Consider the following 16,535-nt stretch of genomic DNA (forward strand, 5'->3'; position numbering starts at 1 on the left):
CGGGCGCCGGCGGCGGGGTGGTCGGCAGTAGACTCGGCGGGCTGCTCCGAGCAGCGCCCCACCACCTGAGAGGACTCCTCGTGCTGCGCACCCACACCGCCGGCTCGCTGCGGGCCGAGCACATCGGCACCACCGTCACCCTGACCGGGTGGGTGGATCGCCGGCGCGATCACGGTGGGGTGGCGTTCGTCGACCTGCGGGACGCCTCGGGGATCGCCCAGGTCGTCATCCGGGACGAGGCCGTGGCGCACGGCCTGCGCGCCGAGTACGTGCTCCAGGTGACCGGTCAGGTCGGCCGCCGGCCGGAGGGCAACGAGAACGCGCACCTGGCCACGGGCGAGGTCGAGCTCGTCGCCGAGCAGGTCGTCGTGCTCAACGAGTCCGCGCCGCTGCCGTTCCAGGTGTCGTCGTCGCTCGACGAGCCCGTGGGCGAGGAGGCCCGGCTCCGTTACCGGTACCTCGACCTGCGCCGGCCCGCCCCCGCGCACGCCATGCGGCTGCGCTCGAAGGCCAGCCAGGCCGCGCGGCGGGTGCTCGACGCCCAGGACTTCGTCGAGGTCGAGACCCCGACCCTGACGCACTCGACGCCCGAGGGCGCGCGCGACTTCCTCGTGCCGGCCCGGCTCGCGCCCGGCTCCTGGTACGCGCTGCCGCAGTCGCCGCAGCTGTTCAAGCAGCTGCTCATGGTCGGCGGCCTGGAGCGCTACTACCAGCTCGCCCGCTGCTACCGCGACGAGGACTTCCGCGCCGACCGGCAGCCCGAGTTCACGCAGCTCGACGTCGAGATGTCCTTCGTGGACCAGGAGGACGTCATCGCGCTCGGCGAGCAGATCCTCGTCGCGCTGTGGGACCTCATCGGCTACACCGTGCCGACGCCCGTCCCGCGCATGACCTACGCCGAGGCGATGGCCCGGTTCGGGACGGACAAGCCGGACCTGCGGTTCGGTCTCGAGCTGGTCGAGCTCACCGGGTTCTTCTCGGACACCCCGTTCCGCGTGTTCCAGGCGCCCTACGTCGGGGCCGTCGTGCAGCCCGGGGGCGCGGCCACGCCGCGGCGCGGGTTCGACGCGTGGCAGGAGTGGGCGAAGCAGCGCGGCGCCAAGGGCCTGGCGTACGTGACGGTCGCCGAGGACGGCACGCTCGGGGGCCCCGTGGCCAAGAACATCTCCGAGGCGGAGCGCGACGGCCTCGTCGCGGCCGTCGGCGCGCAGCCGGGCGACGCCGTCTTCTTCGCCGCCGGCAAGCCCTCGGAGGCCCGCTCGCTGCTGGGCGCGGCCCGGCTCGAGATCGGCCGCCGGGGCGGGCTGATCGACGAGTCCGAGTGGGCGTTCGTGTGGGTGGTCGACGCCCCGCTGTTCAAGCCCACGGGCGAGGACGACGACGTCGCCGTCGGCGAGGGCGCCTGGACCGCCGTGCACCACGCGTTCACGTCCCCCACGCCCGAGTGGATCGACCGGTTCGAGGAGAACCCGGGCGAGGCCCTCGCGTACGCGTACGACATCGTCTGCAACGGCAACGAGATCGGCGGCGGGTCGATCCGTATCCACCGTCGGGACGTGCAGGAGCGCGTGTTCGCCGTCATGGGCATCGACGAGCAGGAGGCCCGCGAGAAGTTCGGCTGGCTGCTCGACGCGTTCCAGTTCGGCGCCCCGCCGCACGGCGGCATCGCGTTCGGCTGGGACCGCGTCGTGGCGCTGCTGACCGGCTCCGAGTCGATCCGCGACGTCATCGCGTTCCCGAAGTCCGGCGGCGGCTACGACCCGCTGACCGGCGCACCGGCCCCCATCACGGCGCAGCAGCGCCGCGAGGCCGGCGTGGACGCCAAGCCGAAGGCCCCCGCGGCGGCGGCGCCGGACGGTGCCGTGCAGCACGAGGCCCCGGCGGCGACCACCCCGGCGTGACGGGGGTCGTCGACCCGGCGACCTCGTCGTCGCACCGCGAGCCGGCGCTGCCGGCGGCGTGGTCGGACGACCCGTTCCTGCTCGAGCAGCGCCGGTGGTGGCGCCCCGAGCAGGTGCGGGTCTCCGGCGACGCCCTGCTGCTGATCCAGCGGGCCGCGGGCACGGCGCGCGCGCCGGGCGGCCGGGCTGCGTCGGGCACGCCCGGCCGCACGATGCTGGCGGCGCTCGGTCCCGCGGAGCCGGCGGCCGCCCTCCTGCGGGAGCACGGCGACGCCTCGCACCGGTACGCGTGGGTGAGCACCGAGGCGCTCGGCCTGCTGCGCCCCGCGGAGGTGCAGCGGCTCGGGCTGGTACCGGCGCGCACGGGCTGGGAGTGGATGGTCACGACGTCCGCGCCGCCGGCGCTCGCCGGAGAGGCGTGGGTGACCGAGCTCGACCCCGTGCGCGACGCGGAGGCGATCCGGGCGTGCCTCGCGGAGGCGAACCCCACGACCGACGCCGACCCGTCCGTGCCGGGCGAGCGGTGGTGGGGCTGCGCCGACCCCAGCGCGGCCGACGCGGCCGACCCGGGCCCCGGCTCCTCGCGCGGCCGGGTCCGGTTGACCGGCGTGATCGGGGCGAGCCCGCGCACCGGGCGCACGGACACCCGGCGCGCCGCACACCTCCACGGGCTCGGCGTGCGGCCGGGGGAGCGGGGCCGGGGGCTCGGCGCCGCGCTCACCGCCGCGGCCGTGCGGGCGCTGCTCGCGGACGGCGCCGACTGGGTGTCGCTGGGCATGTGGGACGACAACGACGGCGCGCGCCGGATCTACGAGCGCCTCGGGCTTCGGACGCTGCACCGGCTGACGACCCTGCGGCGCCCTTGACGGGACGGGCGCGCCGTCCGGCAGGGCCCGCGGGCGGTGCCGCCGGGGTCGGATCCCTGCAGCCCCGGCCGCCGCGTCAGTGCGTGATCGCCAGGCGGTCGTAGACCCGCCGCAGCGGCGCGGGCGCCCACCAGTTCGCCTCGCCGAGGATCGTCATGGTGGCGGGCACCAGCAGCAGCCGGACCAGCGTCGCGTCGATGAGGACGGCGACCGCGAGCGAGAAGCCGACCTCCTTGATCACCAGCAGCTCGCCGGCCACGAACCCGGCGAACACCGCGATGATGATCGCCGCCGCCGAGGTGATCACCCGGCCGGACCGCTGCAGCCCGAGCCGCACGGCGTCGTCGTTGGGCACCCCGGCGTCGTGCAGCTCCTTGATGCGCGACAGCAGGAACACCTCGTAGTCCATCGCGAGCCCGAAGGCGAAGGCGATCACGAGCGCCACGACGTAGGTCTCGATGCCGCCGGTCGACTCGAAGCCGAGCAACCCGGACAGGTGGCCGTCCTGGAACACCCAGACCAGCACGCCGAGCGACGCGCAGAGGGACACGAGGTTGGTCAGCAGCGCCTTGATCGGCACCAGCACGGACCCCGTCATGAGGAACAGCAGCGCGAGGGTCGCGACGGCGACGATGCCGAGCGCCCACGGCGCCCGGTCGACCAGCGCGTCGGTGAAGTCGATCTGGTTGGCCGCCTGACCCCCGACGTACGCGTCGAACGGCAGGTCGAGGTCCCGGAGCCCGTGCACGACGTCCTGGGCGGTCTGCCCGCCCGCGTCGGCGCCGTCCGGGCGCACGCCGATGACGACGACCGAGCCGCGCGCCGTGGGGGCGTCCACGGACGCGACGCCGTCGAGGGCCTCGATCTGCGGGAGCACCGCCTCGGCGTCCGCGACGCCGGTCTCGGCGACGACCTGGACGGACGGGCTCGTCGAGGCGGGGTACTGGTCGGCGAGCAGCGCGACGAACTCGCGCTGGGGGCTGGACAGCGGCAGCAGCTCGGTCGTGGAGTTGCGCAGCTCCAGGTGCAGGAGCGGCGTCGCGAGCACGAGCAGCACCGCGAGCGACCCGCCCATCACCCACCACGGCCGGCGCTGCACCCGGGCCGCCAGCCGGGAGAAGGCGCCCTCCTCGGCCTGCACGTCGGCCGTGCGGGCCAGGACCCTCCGCAGCCCCGGCACGCGCGACAGCACGCTCGGGCCCGCCAGCCGGCGGCCCGTCCACACGAGGAGGGCCGGTACGAGCGTCAGGGCCGTCGCGACGGCGAACACGATCACGGCCACGGACCCGGCCCCGAACGCCCGCAGGATGTCCTGGCGGAACACCAGCAGGCCGGCGATCGAGACGCCGACGGTGAGCGCGGAGAACGCCACGGTGCGGCCCGCGGTGGCCATCGTGGCCACCAGCGCCGTGGTGACCGCGCCGTCGCCCCGGCGCCGACGGGCCGACCGCCCGCCGTCGTCCCCGAGCGTGCGGCCGAGCTCCTCGCGGAACCGCGAGACGATCAGCAGCCCGTAGTCGATGGACAGGCCCAGCCCCAGCACCGTGACGACGTTGACGACGGAGGACTCGAGGTCGTCCATCAGGTACGACAGCGCGAGCAGCGAGCCGAGGCCGCCGGCGATCGACGCGACCGCCCCGACCAGGGGCATGGCCGCGGCGAGGAAGCCGCCGAAGACCAGCACCATGATGAGCAGCGCCACCGGCAGCGCGACGGCCTCGCCCGTGGTGAGGTCCTGCTCCACCTGGTCGGTGATGGCCGAGACGATGAGGGACGTCCCGCCGACCAGGCCGGTCGCGTCGGGGGCGACGTCCGACAGAGCCCCGGGTACCGCCTCGAGGTGCCGCTCGACCTCGAGCAGCGCGTCCTCCTCCGCGCCGGCGGACAGCTCGGGGTCGAGCTCGGCGACCATGAGGAAGCCGTCGCCGTCCTGGGCCAGCAGCGGGGCCGCGGCGGGGTTCGCGGGGCCCTCGGGCAGCACGAACGGGTCGATCACCGAGGCGACGCCGTCGACGGACGCGACGTCCTCGCGCGCCGGGGCGAGCGCCTCGGCCAGCCCCGGCGTCGCGGGGTCGACGCCCTGGACGACCAGGCTGAGCGACGCGCCCGACGTGCTCGTCTCGGCCAGCAGCTCGCTGGCGCGGGCGCTGTCGGAGCCGGGGACCAGCTGCTCGCCGGTCGTCAGGCGGTCGAAGAGGTTCTGCCCGCCGACGCCGACGAGCGCGAGCAGGAAGCACGCCACCGTGATGACGGCCCAGGCAGCGACCGTGCGGCGGGGGTGACGGGCGACGGCGCGACCCAGGCTCTCGAACACGCGGGTCAGCATCGCAGGCCGACCGGGGGCGGCGCATCACCGACCCGGCCGGGCTGGGGACGACGCCCGGCGGCGCGGCGTGTGGGACGGCGTGCGTAGGCTCGCGTGCATGGATCTGTTCGACGCGGTGACCTCGACGGCGCAGGGGACCCCCGCGCCGTCGGCCGGGGCGCCGCTCGCGGTGCGGATGCGCCCGAGCAGCCTGGCGGAGGTCGCCGGGCAGGAGCACCTGCTGGTGCCGGGCTCGCCGCTGCGGCGGCTCGTCGAGCCGGGCGATCCGTCGACCCGCCGCGCGGCGCCGTCGTCCGTGGTGCTGTGGGGCCCGCCGGGCACGGGCAAGACGACGCTCGCGTACCTGGTCGCGACCACCTCGGGCCGCCGGTTCGTCGAGCTCTCCGCGGTCACCGCCGGCGTGAAGGACGTGCGGCAGGTGGTCGAGGACGCCCGGCGCCGTCTGGCGTCCGACGGGTCCGAGACGGTCCTGTTCATCGACGAGGTCCACCGGTTCACCAAGGCCCAGCAGGACGCGCTGCTGCCGAGCGTCGAGAACCGCTGGGTCACCCTGGTGGCCGCGACGACGGAGAACCCGAGCTTCTCGGTCAACTCGCCGCTGCTGTCCCGCTCCCTGCTGCTCACGCTCAAGCCGCTCGACACCGAGGACGTGCGGGCGCTCGTGCGGCGGGCGGTCGAGGACGAGCGCGGCCTGGGCGGCGCCGTCCGGCTGACCGAGGACGCGGAGGACCACCTGCTGCGGCTGGCCGGAGGCGACGCGCGCAAGGCCCTGACGATCCTGGAGGCGGCCGCCGGCGCGGCGCTGTCGGCCCGGTCGGAGCGCCTCGCCGACCCGGACGCCGAGCCGCCGGACCTGGACGAGCCCGCCGAGGTGGACCTCGCCACGACCGAGCGCGCGATCGACGTGGCCGCCGTGCGGTACGACCGCGACGGCGACCAGCACTACGACGTCATCAGCGCCTTCATCAAGTCGGTGCGCGGCTCGGACGTCGACGCGGCGCTGCACTACCTCGCCCGGATGATCGCGGCGGGGGAGGACCCGCGGTTCATCGCGCGGCGCATCGTCATCTCCGCCGCGGAGGACGTCGGCATGGCCGACCCCAGCGCCCTGCAGACCGCCGTGGCGGCCGCGCAGGCCGTGGCGCTCATCGGCATGCCGGAGGCGCGCATCATCCTGGCGGAGGCCGTGGTGCACCTCGCGACCGCCCCGAAGTCCAACGCGGCGTACCTCGGCATCGACGCCGCCCTCGCCGACGTGCGCGCCGGGCGGCTCGGGTCGGTCCCCGCGCACCTGCGGGACGCGCACTACGCGGGGGCCAAGGCGCTCGGCCACGGGGCCGGCTACCGGTACGCGCACGACGAGCCGCACGGCATCGCGCCGCAGCAGTACCTCCCGGACGAGCTCGTGGGCAGCCGGTACTACACGCCCACGGACCGCGGGTACGAGCGCCAGGTCACCGAGCGGCTCGGTCGCATCCGCTCCGTGCTGGACCAGGCCCCGCCCCCGGGCGTGGGTTAGGCGAACGGACCGACGCCCGGTAGAGTTGTCCGGTCGTCCTCGACACGTGTCCTCCTGCGCCTGCCGCAGGGGCATCCGTCGCGGGACGGCCACCCTGGGGTCTTAGCCGCGCCAGGCGCCGTGCAGCTCACCGCCGCACGGCCGCCGTCGCACCGAGGTCGACCCCACGCCCGCCCGGAACCTCCGTGCGCGGGTGTGCCGTGAACTGAACGACAGGAAGAACATGAGCAACGTGACCCGCGCGCGCCGCCAGGTGCGCCTCTCGCGCGCCCTGGGCCTCGCGCTGACGCCCAAGGCCGTCAAGCACTTCGAGAAGCGCCCCTACCCGCCCGGCGAGCACGGCCGCGCCCGTCGCCGGACCGAGTCCGACTACGCGGTGCGTCTGCGTGAGAAGCAGCGTCTGCGCGCCCAGTACGCGCTGCGCGAGAAGCAGCTCGCCCGCGCCTACGAGGACGCCCGCAAGGCCCCGGGCCTGACCGGTGAGGCCCTGGTCGAGGACCTCGAGACCCGCCTGGACGCCCTGGTGCTCCGCGCCGGCTTCGCCCGCACCATCCTGCAGGCCCGCCAGGTCGTCGTGCACCGCCACGTGCTGGTCGACGGCAAGATCGTGGACCGTCCGTCCTTCCGCGTGAAGGAGGGCCAGACCCTGCAGATCAAGCCCAAGAGCCAGACCACGGTGCCGTTCCAGGTCGCCGCCGCCGGTGCGCACCGCGACGTGCTGCCGGCCCTCCCGGGCTACCTGGACGTCCAGCTCGAGAAGCTGAGCGCCGTCCTCGTGCGTCGCCCGAAGCGCGCCGAGATCCCCGTGACCTGCGAGGTCCAGCTGGTCGTCGAGTACTACGCCCGCTGATCGCACCACGCGAACCGCGCACGACCCGCGACGCCCCCGCACCGCCCGCACGGGCAGCGCGGGGGCGTCGCGGCGTTGGGGACGACGCGGGGCGGGACCGCCCGGCCCGGTAGGGTGCCGGAGGACGTCGGACGCCACCGACCCGAGGAGAAGGGCTGGCCATGCTGGGAGACATCGCGGGGCTCGTCGCGGCCATCGCCTTCGTGCTGCTGGTCGGCGCGCTCGCCGTGCCGCTGGTGAAGCTCGGCCGGGTGCTGGACGAGACGCGCACCTCGGTCAAGGAGCTCACGGAGCACGCCGTGCCGATCCTCGACGAGGCCGCCACCACCGTGTCCTCCACGAACACCCAGCTGGAGCGCGTCGACGCGATCACGACGTCGGCCGCGCAGGTGACGCAGAACGTGTCCGCGCTGACGTCGCTGTTCGCGGCGACCGTCGGCGGCCCGATGATCAAGGTCGCGGCCTTCTCCTACGGCGTGCGCCGGGCGCTGTCCGGCCTGACCGGCCGCGGGCGGTCCGCGCGATGAGGCGGCTGTTCTGGGTCGGGGTCGGCGCGGCGGCCGCGGTCGCCGGTGCCCGCCGGCTCGGGCTGCTCGACGGCCTGACCTCCGACGCCGGTCACGGCGCGCACGCCGGTGCGGGCCGCTCGACGGCCGCGCAGGCCGCGCGCACCGCGTTCCGGGCCGGCGCGACGACCGCCGGGGCCGTCCGGTCCCTGTCGGACGCCCGGCGCGAGTTCTCCACGGCGATGGCGGAGCGCGAGCAGCAGCTCCGGCACGACCTGGTGGGCGACGTGGACGTGGACGCGATCCGCGCGGAGCGTGCCGAGCGGCGCGCGGCCGCCGGCGTCGCGTCGGACACCAGCGGTGCCGTCCCCCCGGCGTGGCACCGGGACCCCGAGGCCCGCGAGGCGACCCGCCGGTCCCGCGCCCGGCGCGGCTGGGCGGACGAGCCCACCGACGACCCGGACGACGGGGACGGCGACCTGCCGTACTCCTTCTACTGACCGATCCCGCGGCCGCCCTAGGCTGCACCCCGGTCGCGCGCGCGGGAACACCGCCGCGGCGCGCGACGCTGAGCACGTTGACGGCGGGGGAGCGACCCCGCCCGTGAGATGACGAGGACACCATGCGCACCGCCGAGATCCGCCAGCGTTGGCTCGACTTCTTCGAGGCCCGCGGCCACGCCGTGGTGCCCTCGGCCCCGCTGATCTCGCCCGACCCGTCGACCCTGTTCGTCATCGCGGGCATGGTGCCGTTCATCCCGTACATGCTGGGCGAGCAGACCCCGCCGTGGCAGCGCGCGACCAGCGTGCAGAAGTGCGTGCGCACCCTCGACATCGAGGAGGTCGGCAAGACCACGCGGCACGGCACGTTCTTCCAGATGAACGGCAACTTCTCCTTCGGGGACTACTTCAAGGAGCAGGCGATCACCTACGCCTGGGAGCTGATCACCACGCCCCAGGACCAGGGCGGCTACGGCTTCGACCCCGACACGATCTGGGTGACCGTCTTCCACGACGACGACGAGGCCGCCGCGCTCTGGAAGAAGATCGCCGGTCTGCCGGACGAGCGCATCCAGCGCCGCGGCATGAAGGACAACTACTGGTCGACCGGCGCGCGCGGCCCGGCGGGCCCGTGCTCGGAGATCTACGTCGACCGCGGTCCCGAGTACGGCCTGGACGGCGGCCCGGTCGTCGACGAGGACCGCTACATCGAGATCTGGAACCTCGTCTTCATGCAGTACGAGCGCGGCGACGGGGGCGGCAAGGAGGACTTCCCGATCCTCGGCGAGCTCAAGCAGAAGAACATCGACACCGGCATGGGCCTGGAGCGCGTCGCGTTCCTGCTCCAGGGCGTCGACAACATGTACGAGATCGACGAGGTGTTCCCGGTCATCGAGGCCGCGCAGCGCCTGTCGGGCCGGACGTACGGCGCGAACCACGAGGACGACGTCCGGATGCGCGTCGTCGCGGACCACGTGCGCTCCGGCCTCATGCTCATGGGCGACGGCGTGACGCCGTCGAACGAGGGCCGTGGCTACGTGCTGCGCCGGCTGCTGCGCCGCGCCGTGCGGGCGATGCGCCTGCTGGGCGTCGAGGACCCGGCGCTCCCGACGCTGCTGCCGGTCTCGAAGGACGCGATGGCGCCGTCGTACCCGGAGCTCGCGCGCGACTTCGACCGCATCGCGCGGGTCGCGTACGCGGAGGAGGAGTCGTTCCGCCGCACGCTCGTCGCGGGCACGACGATCCTCGACCAGGCGGTGTCCGAGGCGAAGCAGTCGCCCGCCGGCCCGACGCCCGTCCTCACGGGTGACAAGGCGTTCCAGCTGCACGACACCTACGGCTTCCCGATCGACCTCACCCTCGAGATGGCGGCCGAGCAGGGCGTCTCCGTGGACGAGAAGGCGTTCCGCACGCTCATGCAGGCGCAGCGCGACCGCGCGCGGGCCGACGCGCTGGCGAAGCGGGCGGGGCGCGCGGACACCGCGGCCTACCACGACCTGCACGCGACGCTGAGCGGGTCCGGCGCGAAGCCCGTCGAGTTCGTCGGCTACGACCAGACCCAGTCGCGGTCGCGCGTGGTCGGCCTGCTGGTGGACGGCGTGCCCGCGCCGGCGGCGACCGCGCCGGCGGACGTCGAGGTCGTGCTGGACGTCACGCCGTTCTACGCCGAGATGGGTGGCCAGCTCGCCGACCACGGCACGATCGTGCTCGACGGCGGCGCGACGGTCGAGGTCGACGACGTGCAGGCGCCGATCAAGGGCCTGCCGGTGCACCGCGGCCGCCTGGTCGACGGCACGCTGACGCTCGACGAGCCGGGCGTGGCGACCATCGACACCGCGCGGCGCATCGCGATCAGCCGCGCGCACACCGCGACGCACATGGTGCACAAGGCGATCCGCGAGTCCCTCGGCGACACCGCGACCCAGGCCGGCTCGGAGAACGCGCCGAGCCGCGTGCGGTTCGACTTCCGCACCGGCCAGGCCGTCCCCGCGGGCGTGCTGTCCGAGGTCGAGGAGCGGGTGAACACCCGCCTGCAGGAGAACCTCGACGTCACCGACGCGGTCATGCCGATCGCCGAGGCCCGCGCGCTCGGCGCGATGGCGCTGTTCGGCGAGAAGTACGGCGACCAGGTGCGCGTCGTGTCGATCGGCGGCGACTGGTCCCGCGAGCTCTGCGGTGGCACCCACGTGCGCCGCTCCGGCGAGCTCGGGCTGGTCACGCTGCTCGGCGAGTCGTCGATCGGCTCCGGGGTCCGCCGCGTCGACGCGCTCGTCGGCGACGGGGCGTACGGGTTCCACGCGAAGGAGCACGCGCTGGTGGGGCAGCTGTCCGGCCTGCTCGGCGCGCGCCCCGACGAGCTGTCCGACCGGGTGTCGTCCCTGATGACGCGGCTCAAGGAGTCCGAGAAGGAGCTGGCGTCGCTGCGCGCGGCCCAGGTCCTGGCGGCGGCGGGTTCGCTCGCGGCGTCCGCGCAGGACGTCGCGGGCACCCGCGTGGTCGCGCACGACGCCGGCGAGGTCGGCGCGGCGGACGACCTGCGCACCCTCGTGCTCGACGTGCGCAGCCGGCTCGGGGAGTCCGCGCCGGCGGTCGTGGCCGTCGGCGGCGTCGCGAAGGGCCGCCCGGTGGTGGTCGTCGCGACGAACGCCGCGGCCCGCGAGAAGGGCGTGCGCGCCGGTGCGCTGGTCAAGACCGCGTCCGGCGTGCTCGGCGGCGGCGGTGGCGGCAAGGACGACCTCGCCCAGGGCGGTGGGACCGACGCCGCGCGGCTGCCGGAGGCCCTCGCCGGGGTCCGGGACGCGATCGGGGCGGGCGCCTGAGCCCCGGCACCGGGCCGTCCTCGGACGCGCCCGGCACGCCGCAGGACCCCGACGCCGTGGTCCGCGGCGCGCGCCTGGCCGTGGACGTCGGCTCGGTGCGCGTCGGGCTCGCGTCGAGCGACCCCGACGGGCTGGTCGCCACGCCGGTCGCGACGCTGGCCCGGGACAACCGTCCGCCGGCACCCGGCGCCCTGCCGGCGGACGTCGCGCAGATCGTCGCGGAGGTGGCCGAGCGCTCGGTCGCGGCGGTGTACGTGGGGCTGCCCCGGCACCTCTCCGGGGCGGAAGGCGCTGCATCACAGGCCGCGCGCGCGTACGCTGGGTCGCTGGCGCACGCTGTCGCACCGGTCCCGGTGCGGCTCGTGGATGAGCGGATGAGCACGGTGACCGCCCATCAGGCGCTGCACGCGTCCGGCAGGTCCGGGCGCCGCCACCGTGCGGTCGTCGACCAGGCGGCCGCGGTGGTGATCCTGCAGGCCGCGCTGGACGGAGAGCGTTCCACGGGCCGCCGGCCCGGTGAGCGGGTCACGGTGACCCGTCCGCAGGACGCCGACGTCCGGCGCGAGGGGGCCCTGGAGGACGCAGGACCGGCAGCACCAACCGAAGGGACGAGCGAGTGAGCGACCTCTTCCTCGGGGCGCCGCAGCAGGAGCACGGAGAGGCGCCCCCGCCCTCCCGCCGTTCCCGCCGCGTCAGCACCGAGCAGCGGGCCAAGGAGCGCAAGCAGCGACGCCGGCGCTCCGTCGTCGTGCTCGTGCTGGCCGTCGCGCTCGTCGGCGGCGCCGCGTTCGTCGTGTGGTCCGTCGTCGGGAACGTGTTCACCGGCGGCGGCTCCGACGAGCAGACCGTCGAGGACTTCCCCGGTCCCGGCAGCGGCGAGGTGCAGGTCACGGTCGCGGCCGGCGACACCGGCGGCGCCATCGGCCAGACGCTCGAGGAGGCCGGGGTCGTGGCCACGGCGGCGGCGTTCACCGACGCGTACGCCACCAACCCCGCCGCGACCGGCATCCAGCCCGGCACGTACTCGCTGCTGCTCGAGATGAAGGCGAGCGACGCCGTGAACGCGCTGCTCGACCAGGCGAACCGCGTGTCGTCCCGCGTCACCATCCCCGAGGGCTACACGGCCGCGCAGATCTACCAGCGCCTGTACGAGATCACGACGATCCCCGTCGAGGACCTCCAGGCCGCCGCGGCCGACCCGGCCGCCATCGGCCTGCCCGCCGCGGCGAACGGCAACGTCGAGGGCTGGCTGTTCCCGGCGACCTACGAGATCGAGCCCGGGTCGTCCGCCACCAGCGTGCTCGCGCAGATGGTCGCCCGGACCACCGAGATCCTGACGACCCGCGGCGTGCCGCAGGACCAGTGGGAGACCGTGCTGAACAAGGCGTCGATCATCGAGCGCGAGGGCAAGCTCGACGAGGACCGGCCGAAGATCGCCCGCGCGATCGAGAACCGGCTCGACATCGCCATGCCGCTCCAGATCGACGCGGTCGTCGCGTACGGCCTCGGGAAGTCCGGCACGGAGCTGACGTACGCCGACACGCGCGACGCGGTGCCGCCGTACAACCCGTACAACACCTACAAGGTCTCCGGGCTGCCGCCGACGCCCATCGCCTCCCCGGGCGAGGCCTCGATCGACGCGGTGCTCAACCCGGCCCAGGGCCCGTGGCTGTTCTGGGTCACGGTGAACCCCGAGACGGGCGAGACCAAGTTCGCCGAGACGTTCGCCGAGCACCAGACCTACGTGCAGGAGCTGCGCGACTGGGAGGCGGCGAACGGGTGAGCGTCGCCGCACGGCGCGCGGCGGTGCTCGGGCACCCGGTCGCGCACTCCCTGTCGCCGCGCCTGCACCGGGCGGCGTACGCGGAGCTCGGGCTCGACGGCTGGTCGTACGACGCGGTCGACGTCACCGAGGAGCAGCTGCCGGCGTTCGTCGAGGCGCTCGACGGCACGTGGGCGGGGCTCAGCCTGACCATGCCGCTGAAGCAGACGGTGCTGCCGCTGCTCGACCACGTGGAGCCGCTGGCCGAGGTGGTCGGCGCGGTCAACACGGTGCTCGTGCAGGCCGGTCGCGGGCGGCCGGTGCTGACCGGGGCGAACACCGACGTGCACGGCGTGGTGGCGGCGCTGTCGGAGGGGCTGGCCGAGGGGTCGGCCGAGACGGGTGGGCTGACCGGTCCCCGGACGGCCGTCGTCCTCGGCGCCGGCGCCACCGCGGCGTCGACCCTCGCGGCCCTCGCGGAGCTGGGGTGCACGTCGCCCACGGTGCACGTGCGGTCGCTGGGGCGGACCGGGGGGCTCGCGCGCGCCGCGCACCGCATGGGCGTCGAGCCCGTGTTCCGACTGCTGTCCGAGGCGCACGAGGCGATGACCCGAGCCGACCTGGTCGTCTCCACGCTGCCCCCGCGGGCCGCGGACGACCTCGCGGCGGCGCTGCACGACGGCGGGCCGGGCCCGCGCCCCGGCGCGGTGCTGCTCGACGTGGCATACGACCCGCGGCCCACGGCGCTGTCGGTGGCGTGGGCCGCCCGGGGCGGCGTGGCGGTGCCGGGGGAGCGGATGCTCCTGCACCAGGCCGTCGAGCAGGTGCGGCTGATGACCGGGCGTCCCGGGCCGCTCGCGGCGATGGACGCGGCCCTCGCGGCGGCGCTCGACGCCGCCTGACGCCCGGGTCAGAGGAGCGCCGCAGCGGCGCGCGCCCGGGCCCAGGTGACGAAGTGCTCGGCCTGCTCGCGGTGCGCCGGGTGCGTCCACCCGAGCAGCGCCTCGGCCAGCAGGTCGTCCAGCGCGGCGCTCGGCCCCTCGTCGCAGAGCAGCGCGGCCTCCGCCCGCGCCCGGTGCGGACCGGGCTCGCCCGACCGGAGCCCCCCCAGCAGGCGGTCGCGGTCGAGCAGCTGCTCGAGCAGCGGCCAGCCCGTCCCCTCGAGACGTCGCACGATGTCGGCCGCGACGTCCCGCGCCTGGTCCGGGTGCGTCACCTCCCACCAGACGTCGACCCCCGGCGCGGCGCCGGTCGGGTGCAGGCGCTCCCGCACGAGCCCGTAGGCCTCGTGCGGCGCCCGGGGGACCGGCGTGCCGTAGCTCGCGGCGCACCAGTCCAGCCACGGGCCCGGGATCAGCGACAGGTTGACCACGCACGGCAGCAGCTCGCCGGTGCTGAACTGCGACGACTGCACGTTCACGACGGCCCAGTCGCCCCGGGAGCTCACCTTCCGCCAGCTCGGAGCGGTCCCGCGGTACCCGTGCGCCCGCGCCGACGGGCCGACGAGGTCGCGGAGGGCCGTGCGGAGCGCCCGCTGCAGGGTCGGCTGCTCGCCGTCGCGGGTCGTCCCGGCTGCGGAGGGAGGTGTCGCGTCAGGTCGCACGCGCCGACTGTGCCCGGTCCGGGCGGCCGGTGAGGGGAGAAGCGCGTCGATTCACCCGCCAGGACGCCGTCGCCGGGGTGCAGGTGGGTGCAGGTTCCTCATCTCGGGCACCGCACCTGCCGATGGTCCGTTCGGGGCCGGTGCACCGACCTGCCCCGGACGGAGGGACACGGGGTGAAGCAGCTCGGCGAGATCCTGCTGGACGAGGGCCTGGTCAGCGAGGCGCAGCTGATGGCGGCGCTGGACGAGCAGATGGCCCGGGGGCAGTCCCTCGGCCGGACGCTCGTCGAGATCGGGATCCTGACCGAGGGTCAGCTGGTCGCGGCGCTCGCCCGGCAGGTGGGCATGGCGTTCGTCGACCTGGACGAGTACCCCGTGGACCGCGCCGCGGTGTCGATGGTCCCGGCCGCCCTGTGCCGCCGGTACACGGTGCTGCCGGTCGGGTTCCAGGACGGCGCCCTCGTCCTCGCCACGGCCGACCCGGGCAACGTCGTCGCGGTGGACGACGTGCGCACGGTCTCCGGCCTCACGGTGCTGCCGATCGTCGCGACCTTCGAGAACCTCAGCCGGGCCATCGAGCGGTTCTGCCGCGCGGACGGCGAGATGGAGGACCTGTCCTCGGCGTTCGAGGAGGAGAACCGGTCCGCCGAGCTCGACCTGTCGAAGATCGGCGACAGCGTCGAGGACGACGCCCCGATCGTCCGGTACGTCAACCTGCTGGTGACGCAGGCCATCTCGGACCGGGCCTCCGACATCCACATCGAGCCCACCGAGCACGACCTGCGCGTCCGCTACCGGATCGACGGGGTGCTGCACGAGATGCAGCGCTCGCCCAAGCAGATCCAGGGCGGCGTCATCTCCCGCGTGAAGATCCTGTCGGACATCGACATCGCCGAGCGGCGCAAGCCGCAGGACGGCCGCATGTCCGTCACCCACAACGGCCGCAAGATCGACCTCCGCGTCGCCACGCTGCCGACCGTGTGGGGCGAGAAGATCGTCATGCGCATCCTGGACAACTCCACGGCGAGCTTGGACCTGCGCGACCTCGCGTTCCTCGACCACAACTACGAGACGTACCGTGAGGCGTACACCAAGCCCTACGGGATGATCCTCGTCACCGGCCCGACGGGCTCCGGCAAGTCCACGACCCTGTACGCCACGCTGAACGCGGTCTCCAAGCCGGAGATCAACGTCATCACCGTCGAGGACCCGGTCGAGTACCGGCTGCCCGGCATCAACCAGGTGCAGGTCAACCCCAAGGCCGGCCTCACGTTCGCCGGTGCGCTGCGCTCGATCCTGCGGTCGGACCCCGACGTCGTGCTCCTCGGTGAGATCCGCGACCACGAGACCGCGCAGATCGCGATCGAGGCGGCCCTCACCGGGCACCTCGTGCTGTCGACCCTGCACACCAACGACGCGCCGTCCGCCGTCACGCGGCTCGTCGAGATGGGCATCGAGCCGTTCCTCGTCGGGTCCGCGCTCGACGCGGTGGTCGCCCAGCGGCTCGCGCGGCGCCTGTGCAGCAAGTGCTGCGAGCCGTACGTGCCGACGGAGACCGAGCTCATCGGGGCCCGGTTCCCGTGGGTGCCGGGGGAGCAGCTCCCCGAGCTGTTCCGGCCCGTCGGGTGCGTCGCGTGCTCCCGCACCGGGTACCGCGGGCGCGTCGCGCTGCACGAGGTCATGGAGGTGTCGGAGGACATCGAGCGGCTCGCCGTCGCGCGTGCGTCGGCGGCCGAGATCGGGGCGACCGCGCGCAAGCAGGGGATGATCACGCTCCGCGACGACGGGTGGCAGAAGGTCGTGCTCGGGCAGACGTCGCTCGAGGAGATCCTGCGGGTCGTGGCGTGAGCGCCGCGCATCCCGTGCGGCCGGTGTTCTCAAGC

Annotated in this window: 13 protein-coding genes; 11 read left to right on the plus strand and 2 right to left on the minus strand. The window is 74.8% G+C overall.

What is annotated here, in order from left to right:
• Nucleotides 1–80: 80 nt before the first annotated feature.
• Together aspS and QNH85_RS00675 are read left to right on the plus strand one after the other, a co-directional pair.
• Nucleotides 81–1,901, plus strand: a complete 1,821-nt coding sequence (gene aspS, locus QNH85_RS00670) for an aspartate--tRNA ligase (protein ID WP_282943880.1) — start codon at nt 81–83, stop codon at nt 1,899–1,901.
• On the plus strand, nt 1,898–2,767 hold the full coding sequence (locus tag QNH85_RS00675; RefSeq protein ID WP_282943882.1) for a GNAT family N-acetyltransferase: 870 nt from the start codon (nt 1,898–1,900) through the stop codon (nt 2,765–2,767). Before aspS ends, QNH85_RS00675 begins: the two co-directional genes overlap by 4 nt.
• 76 nt (nt 2,768–2,843) lie before the next feature.
• Here the strand turns inward: QNH85_RS00675 and QNH85_RS00680 are convergent, their stop codons facing one another.
• Nucleotides 2,844–5,081 (minus strand): MMPL family transporter, encoded by a 2,238-nt coding sequence (locus QNH85_RS00680; protein ID WP_346016278.1) that lies wholly within the window; start codon nt 5,079–5,081, stop codon nt 2,844–2,846.
• A 109-nt stretch (nt 5,082–5,190) separates the two neighbouring features.
• On the opposite strand from QNH85_RS00680, the gene QNH85_RS00685 reads away from it, so the two are divergent.
• From QNH85_RS00685 to QNH85_RS00720, 8 genes are all read left to right on the plus strand, one after another.
• On the plus strand, nt 5,191–6,612 hold the full coding sequence (locus QNH85_RS00685) for a replication-associated recombination protein A (protein WP_282943884.1): 1,422 nt from the start codon (nt 5,191–5,193) through the stop codon (nt 6,610–6,612).
• A gap of 223 nt (nt 6,613–6,835) precedes the next feature.
• Nucleotides 6,836–7,462 (plus strand): 30S ribosomal protein S4, encoded by a 627-nt coding sequence (rpsD, locus tag QNH85_RS00690; RefSeq protein ID WP_213281679.1) that lies wholly within the window; start codon nt 6,836–6,838, stop codon nt 7,460–7,462.
• 161 nt (nt 7,463–7,623) lie between these two features.
• A complete protein-coding gene (locus tag QNH85_RS00695) occupies nt 7,624–7,989 on the plus strand; it encodes a DUF948 domain-containing protein (protein ID WP_213281680.1) in 366 nt (121 codons plus the stop codon).
• The gene (locus tag QNH85_RS00700) at nt 7,986–8,468 is read left to right on the plus strand and encodes a hypothetical protein (RefSeq protein ID WP_282943887.1); all 483 of its coding nucleotides are present in this window, start codon (nt 7,986–7,988) and stop codon (nt 8,466–8,468) included. The genes QNH85_RS00695 and QNH85_RS00700 overlap by 4 nt, the downstream gene beginning before the upstream one ends.
• Before the next feature lie 122 nt (nt 8,469–8,590).
• Nucleotides 8,591–11,287, plus strand: coding sequence for an alanine--tRNA ligase (alaS, locus tag QNH85_RS00705; RefSeq protein WP_213281682.1), 2,697 nt, complete (start codon nt 8,591–8,593; stop codon nt 11,285–11,287).
• 56 nt (nt 11,288–11,343) lie between these two features.
• On the plus strand, nt 11,344–11,907 hold the full coding sequence (gene ruvX / locus QNH85_RS00710; protein WP_282943889.1) for a Holliday junction resolvase RuvX: 564 nt from the start codon (nt 11,344–11,346) through the stop codon (nt 11,905–11,907).
• Nucleotides 11,904–13,070 carry an endolytic transglycosylase MltG gene (gene mltG, locus QNH85_RS00715; protein ID WP_282943891.1) on the plus strand — a complete coding sequence of 389 codons (1,167 nt, stop codon included), beginning with the start codon at nt 11,904–11,906 and terminating at the stop codon, nt 13,068–13,070. The genes ruvX and mltG overlap by 4 nt, the downstream gene beginning before the upstream one ends.
• Nucleotides 13,067–13,951 (plus strand): shikimate dehydrogenase, encoded by an 885-nt coding sequence (locus QNH85_RS00720; RefSeq protein ID WP_282943892.1) that lies wholly within the window; start codon nt 13,067–13,069, stop codon nt 13,949–13,951. Before mltG ends, QNH85_RS00720 begins: the two co-directional genes overlap by 4 nt.
• Before the next feature lie 8 nt (nt 13,952–13,959).
• Here QNH85_RS00720 and QNH85_RS00725 read toward each other — a convergent pair whose 3' ends face one another.
• Nucleotides 13,960–14,652, minus strand: a complete 693-nt coding sequence (locus tag QNH85_RS00725) for a DUF4304 domain-containing protein (protein ID WP_282943894.1) — start codon at nt 14,650–14,652, stop codon at nt 13,960–13,962.
• A 174-nt stretch (nt 14,653–14,826) separates the two neighbouring features.
• On the opposite strand from QNH85_RS00725, the gene QNH85_RS00730 reads away from it, so the two are divergent.
• Nucleotides 14,827–16,500: a GspE/PulE family protein gene (locus QNH85_RS00730; protein WP_213281686.1), complete on the plus strand. Its 1,674-nt coding sequence runs from the start codon at nt 14,827–14,829 to the stop codon at nt 16,498–16,500.
• Nucleotides 16,501–16,535: the final 35 nt, after the last annotated feature.

Origin of the sequence: Cellulomonas endometrii, from assembly GCF_949769265.1 — a bacterium.
GTDB classification, from domain to species: Bacteria; Actinomycetota; Actinomycetes; order Actinomycetales; family Cellulomonadaceae; genus Cellulomonas; species Cellulomonas endometrii.

What these genes read in the sequence shown, in the direction of transcription:
- rpsD (WP_213281679.1), top strand. Translation starts at nt 6,836, where the DNA reads ATGAGCAACGTGACCCGCGCGCGCCGCCAGGTGCGCCTCTCGCGCGCC.
- QNH85_RS00700 (WP_282943887.1), top strand. Translation starts at nt 7,986, where the DNA reads ATGAGGCGGCTGTTCTGGGTCGGGGTCGGCGCGGCGGCCGCGGTCGCC.
- QNH85_RS00685 (WP_282943884.1), top strand. Translation starts at nt 5,191, where the DNA reads ATGGATCTGTTCGACGCGGTGACCTCGACGGCGCAGGGGACCCCCGCG.
- alaS (WP_213281682.1), top strand. Translation starts at nt 8,591, where the DNA reads ATGCGCACCGCCGAGATCCGCCAGCGTTGGCTCGACTTCTTCGAGGCC.
- QNH85_RS00695 (WP_213281680.1), top strand. Translation starts at nt 7,624, where the DNA reads ATGCTGGGAGACATCGCGGGGCTCGTCGCGGCCATCGCCTTCGTGCTG.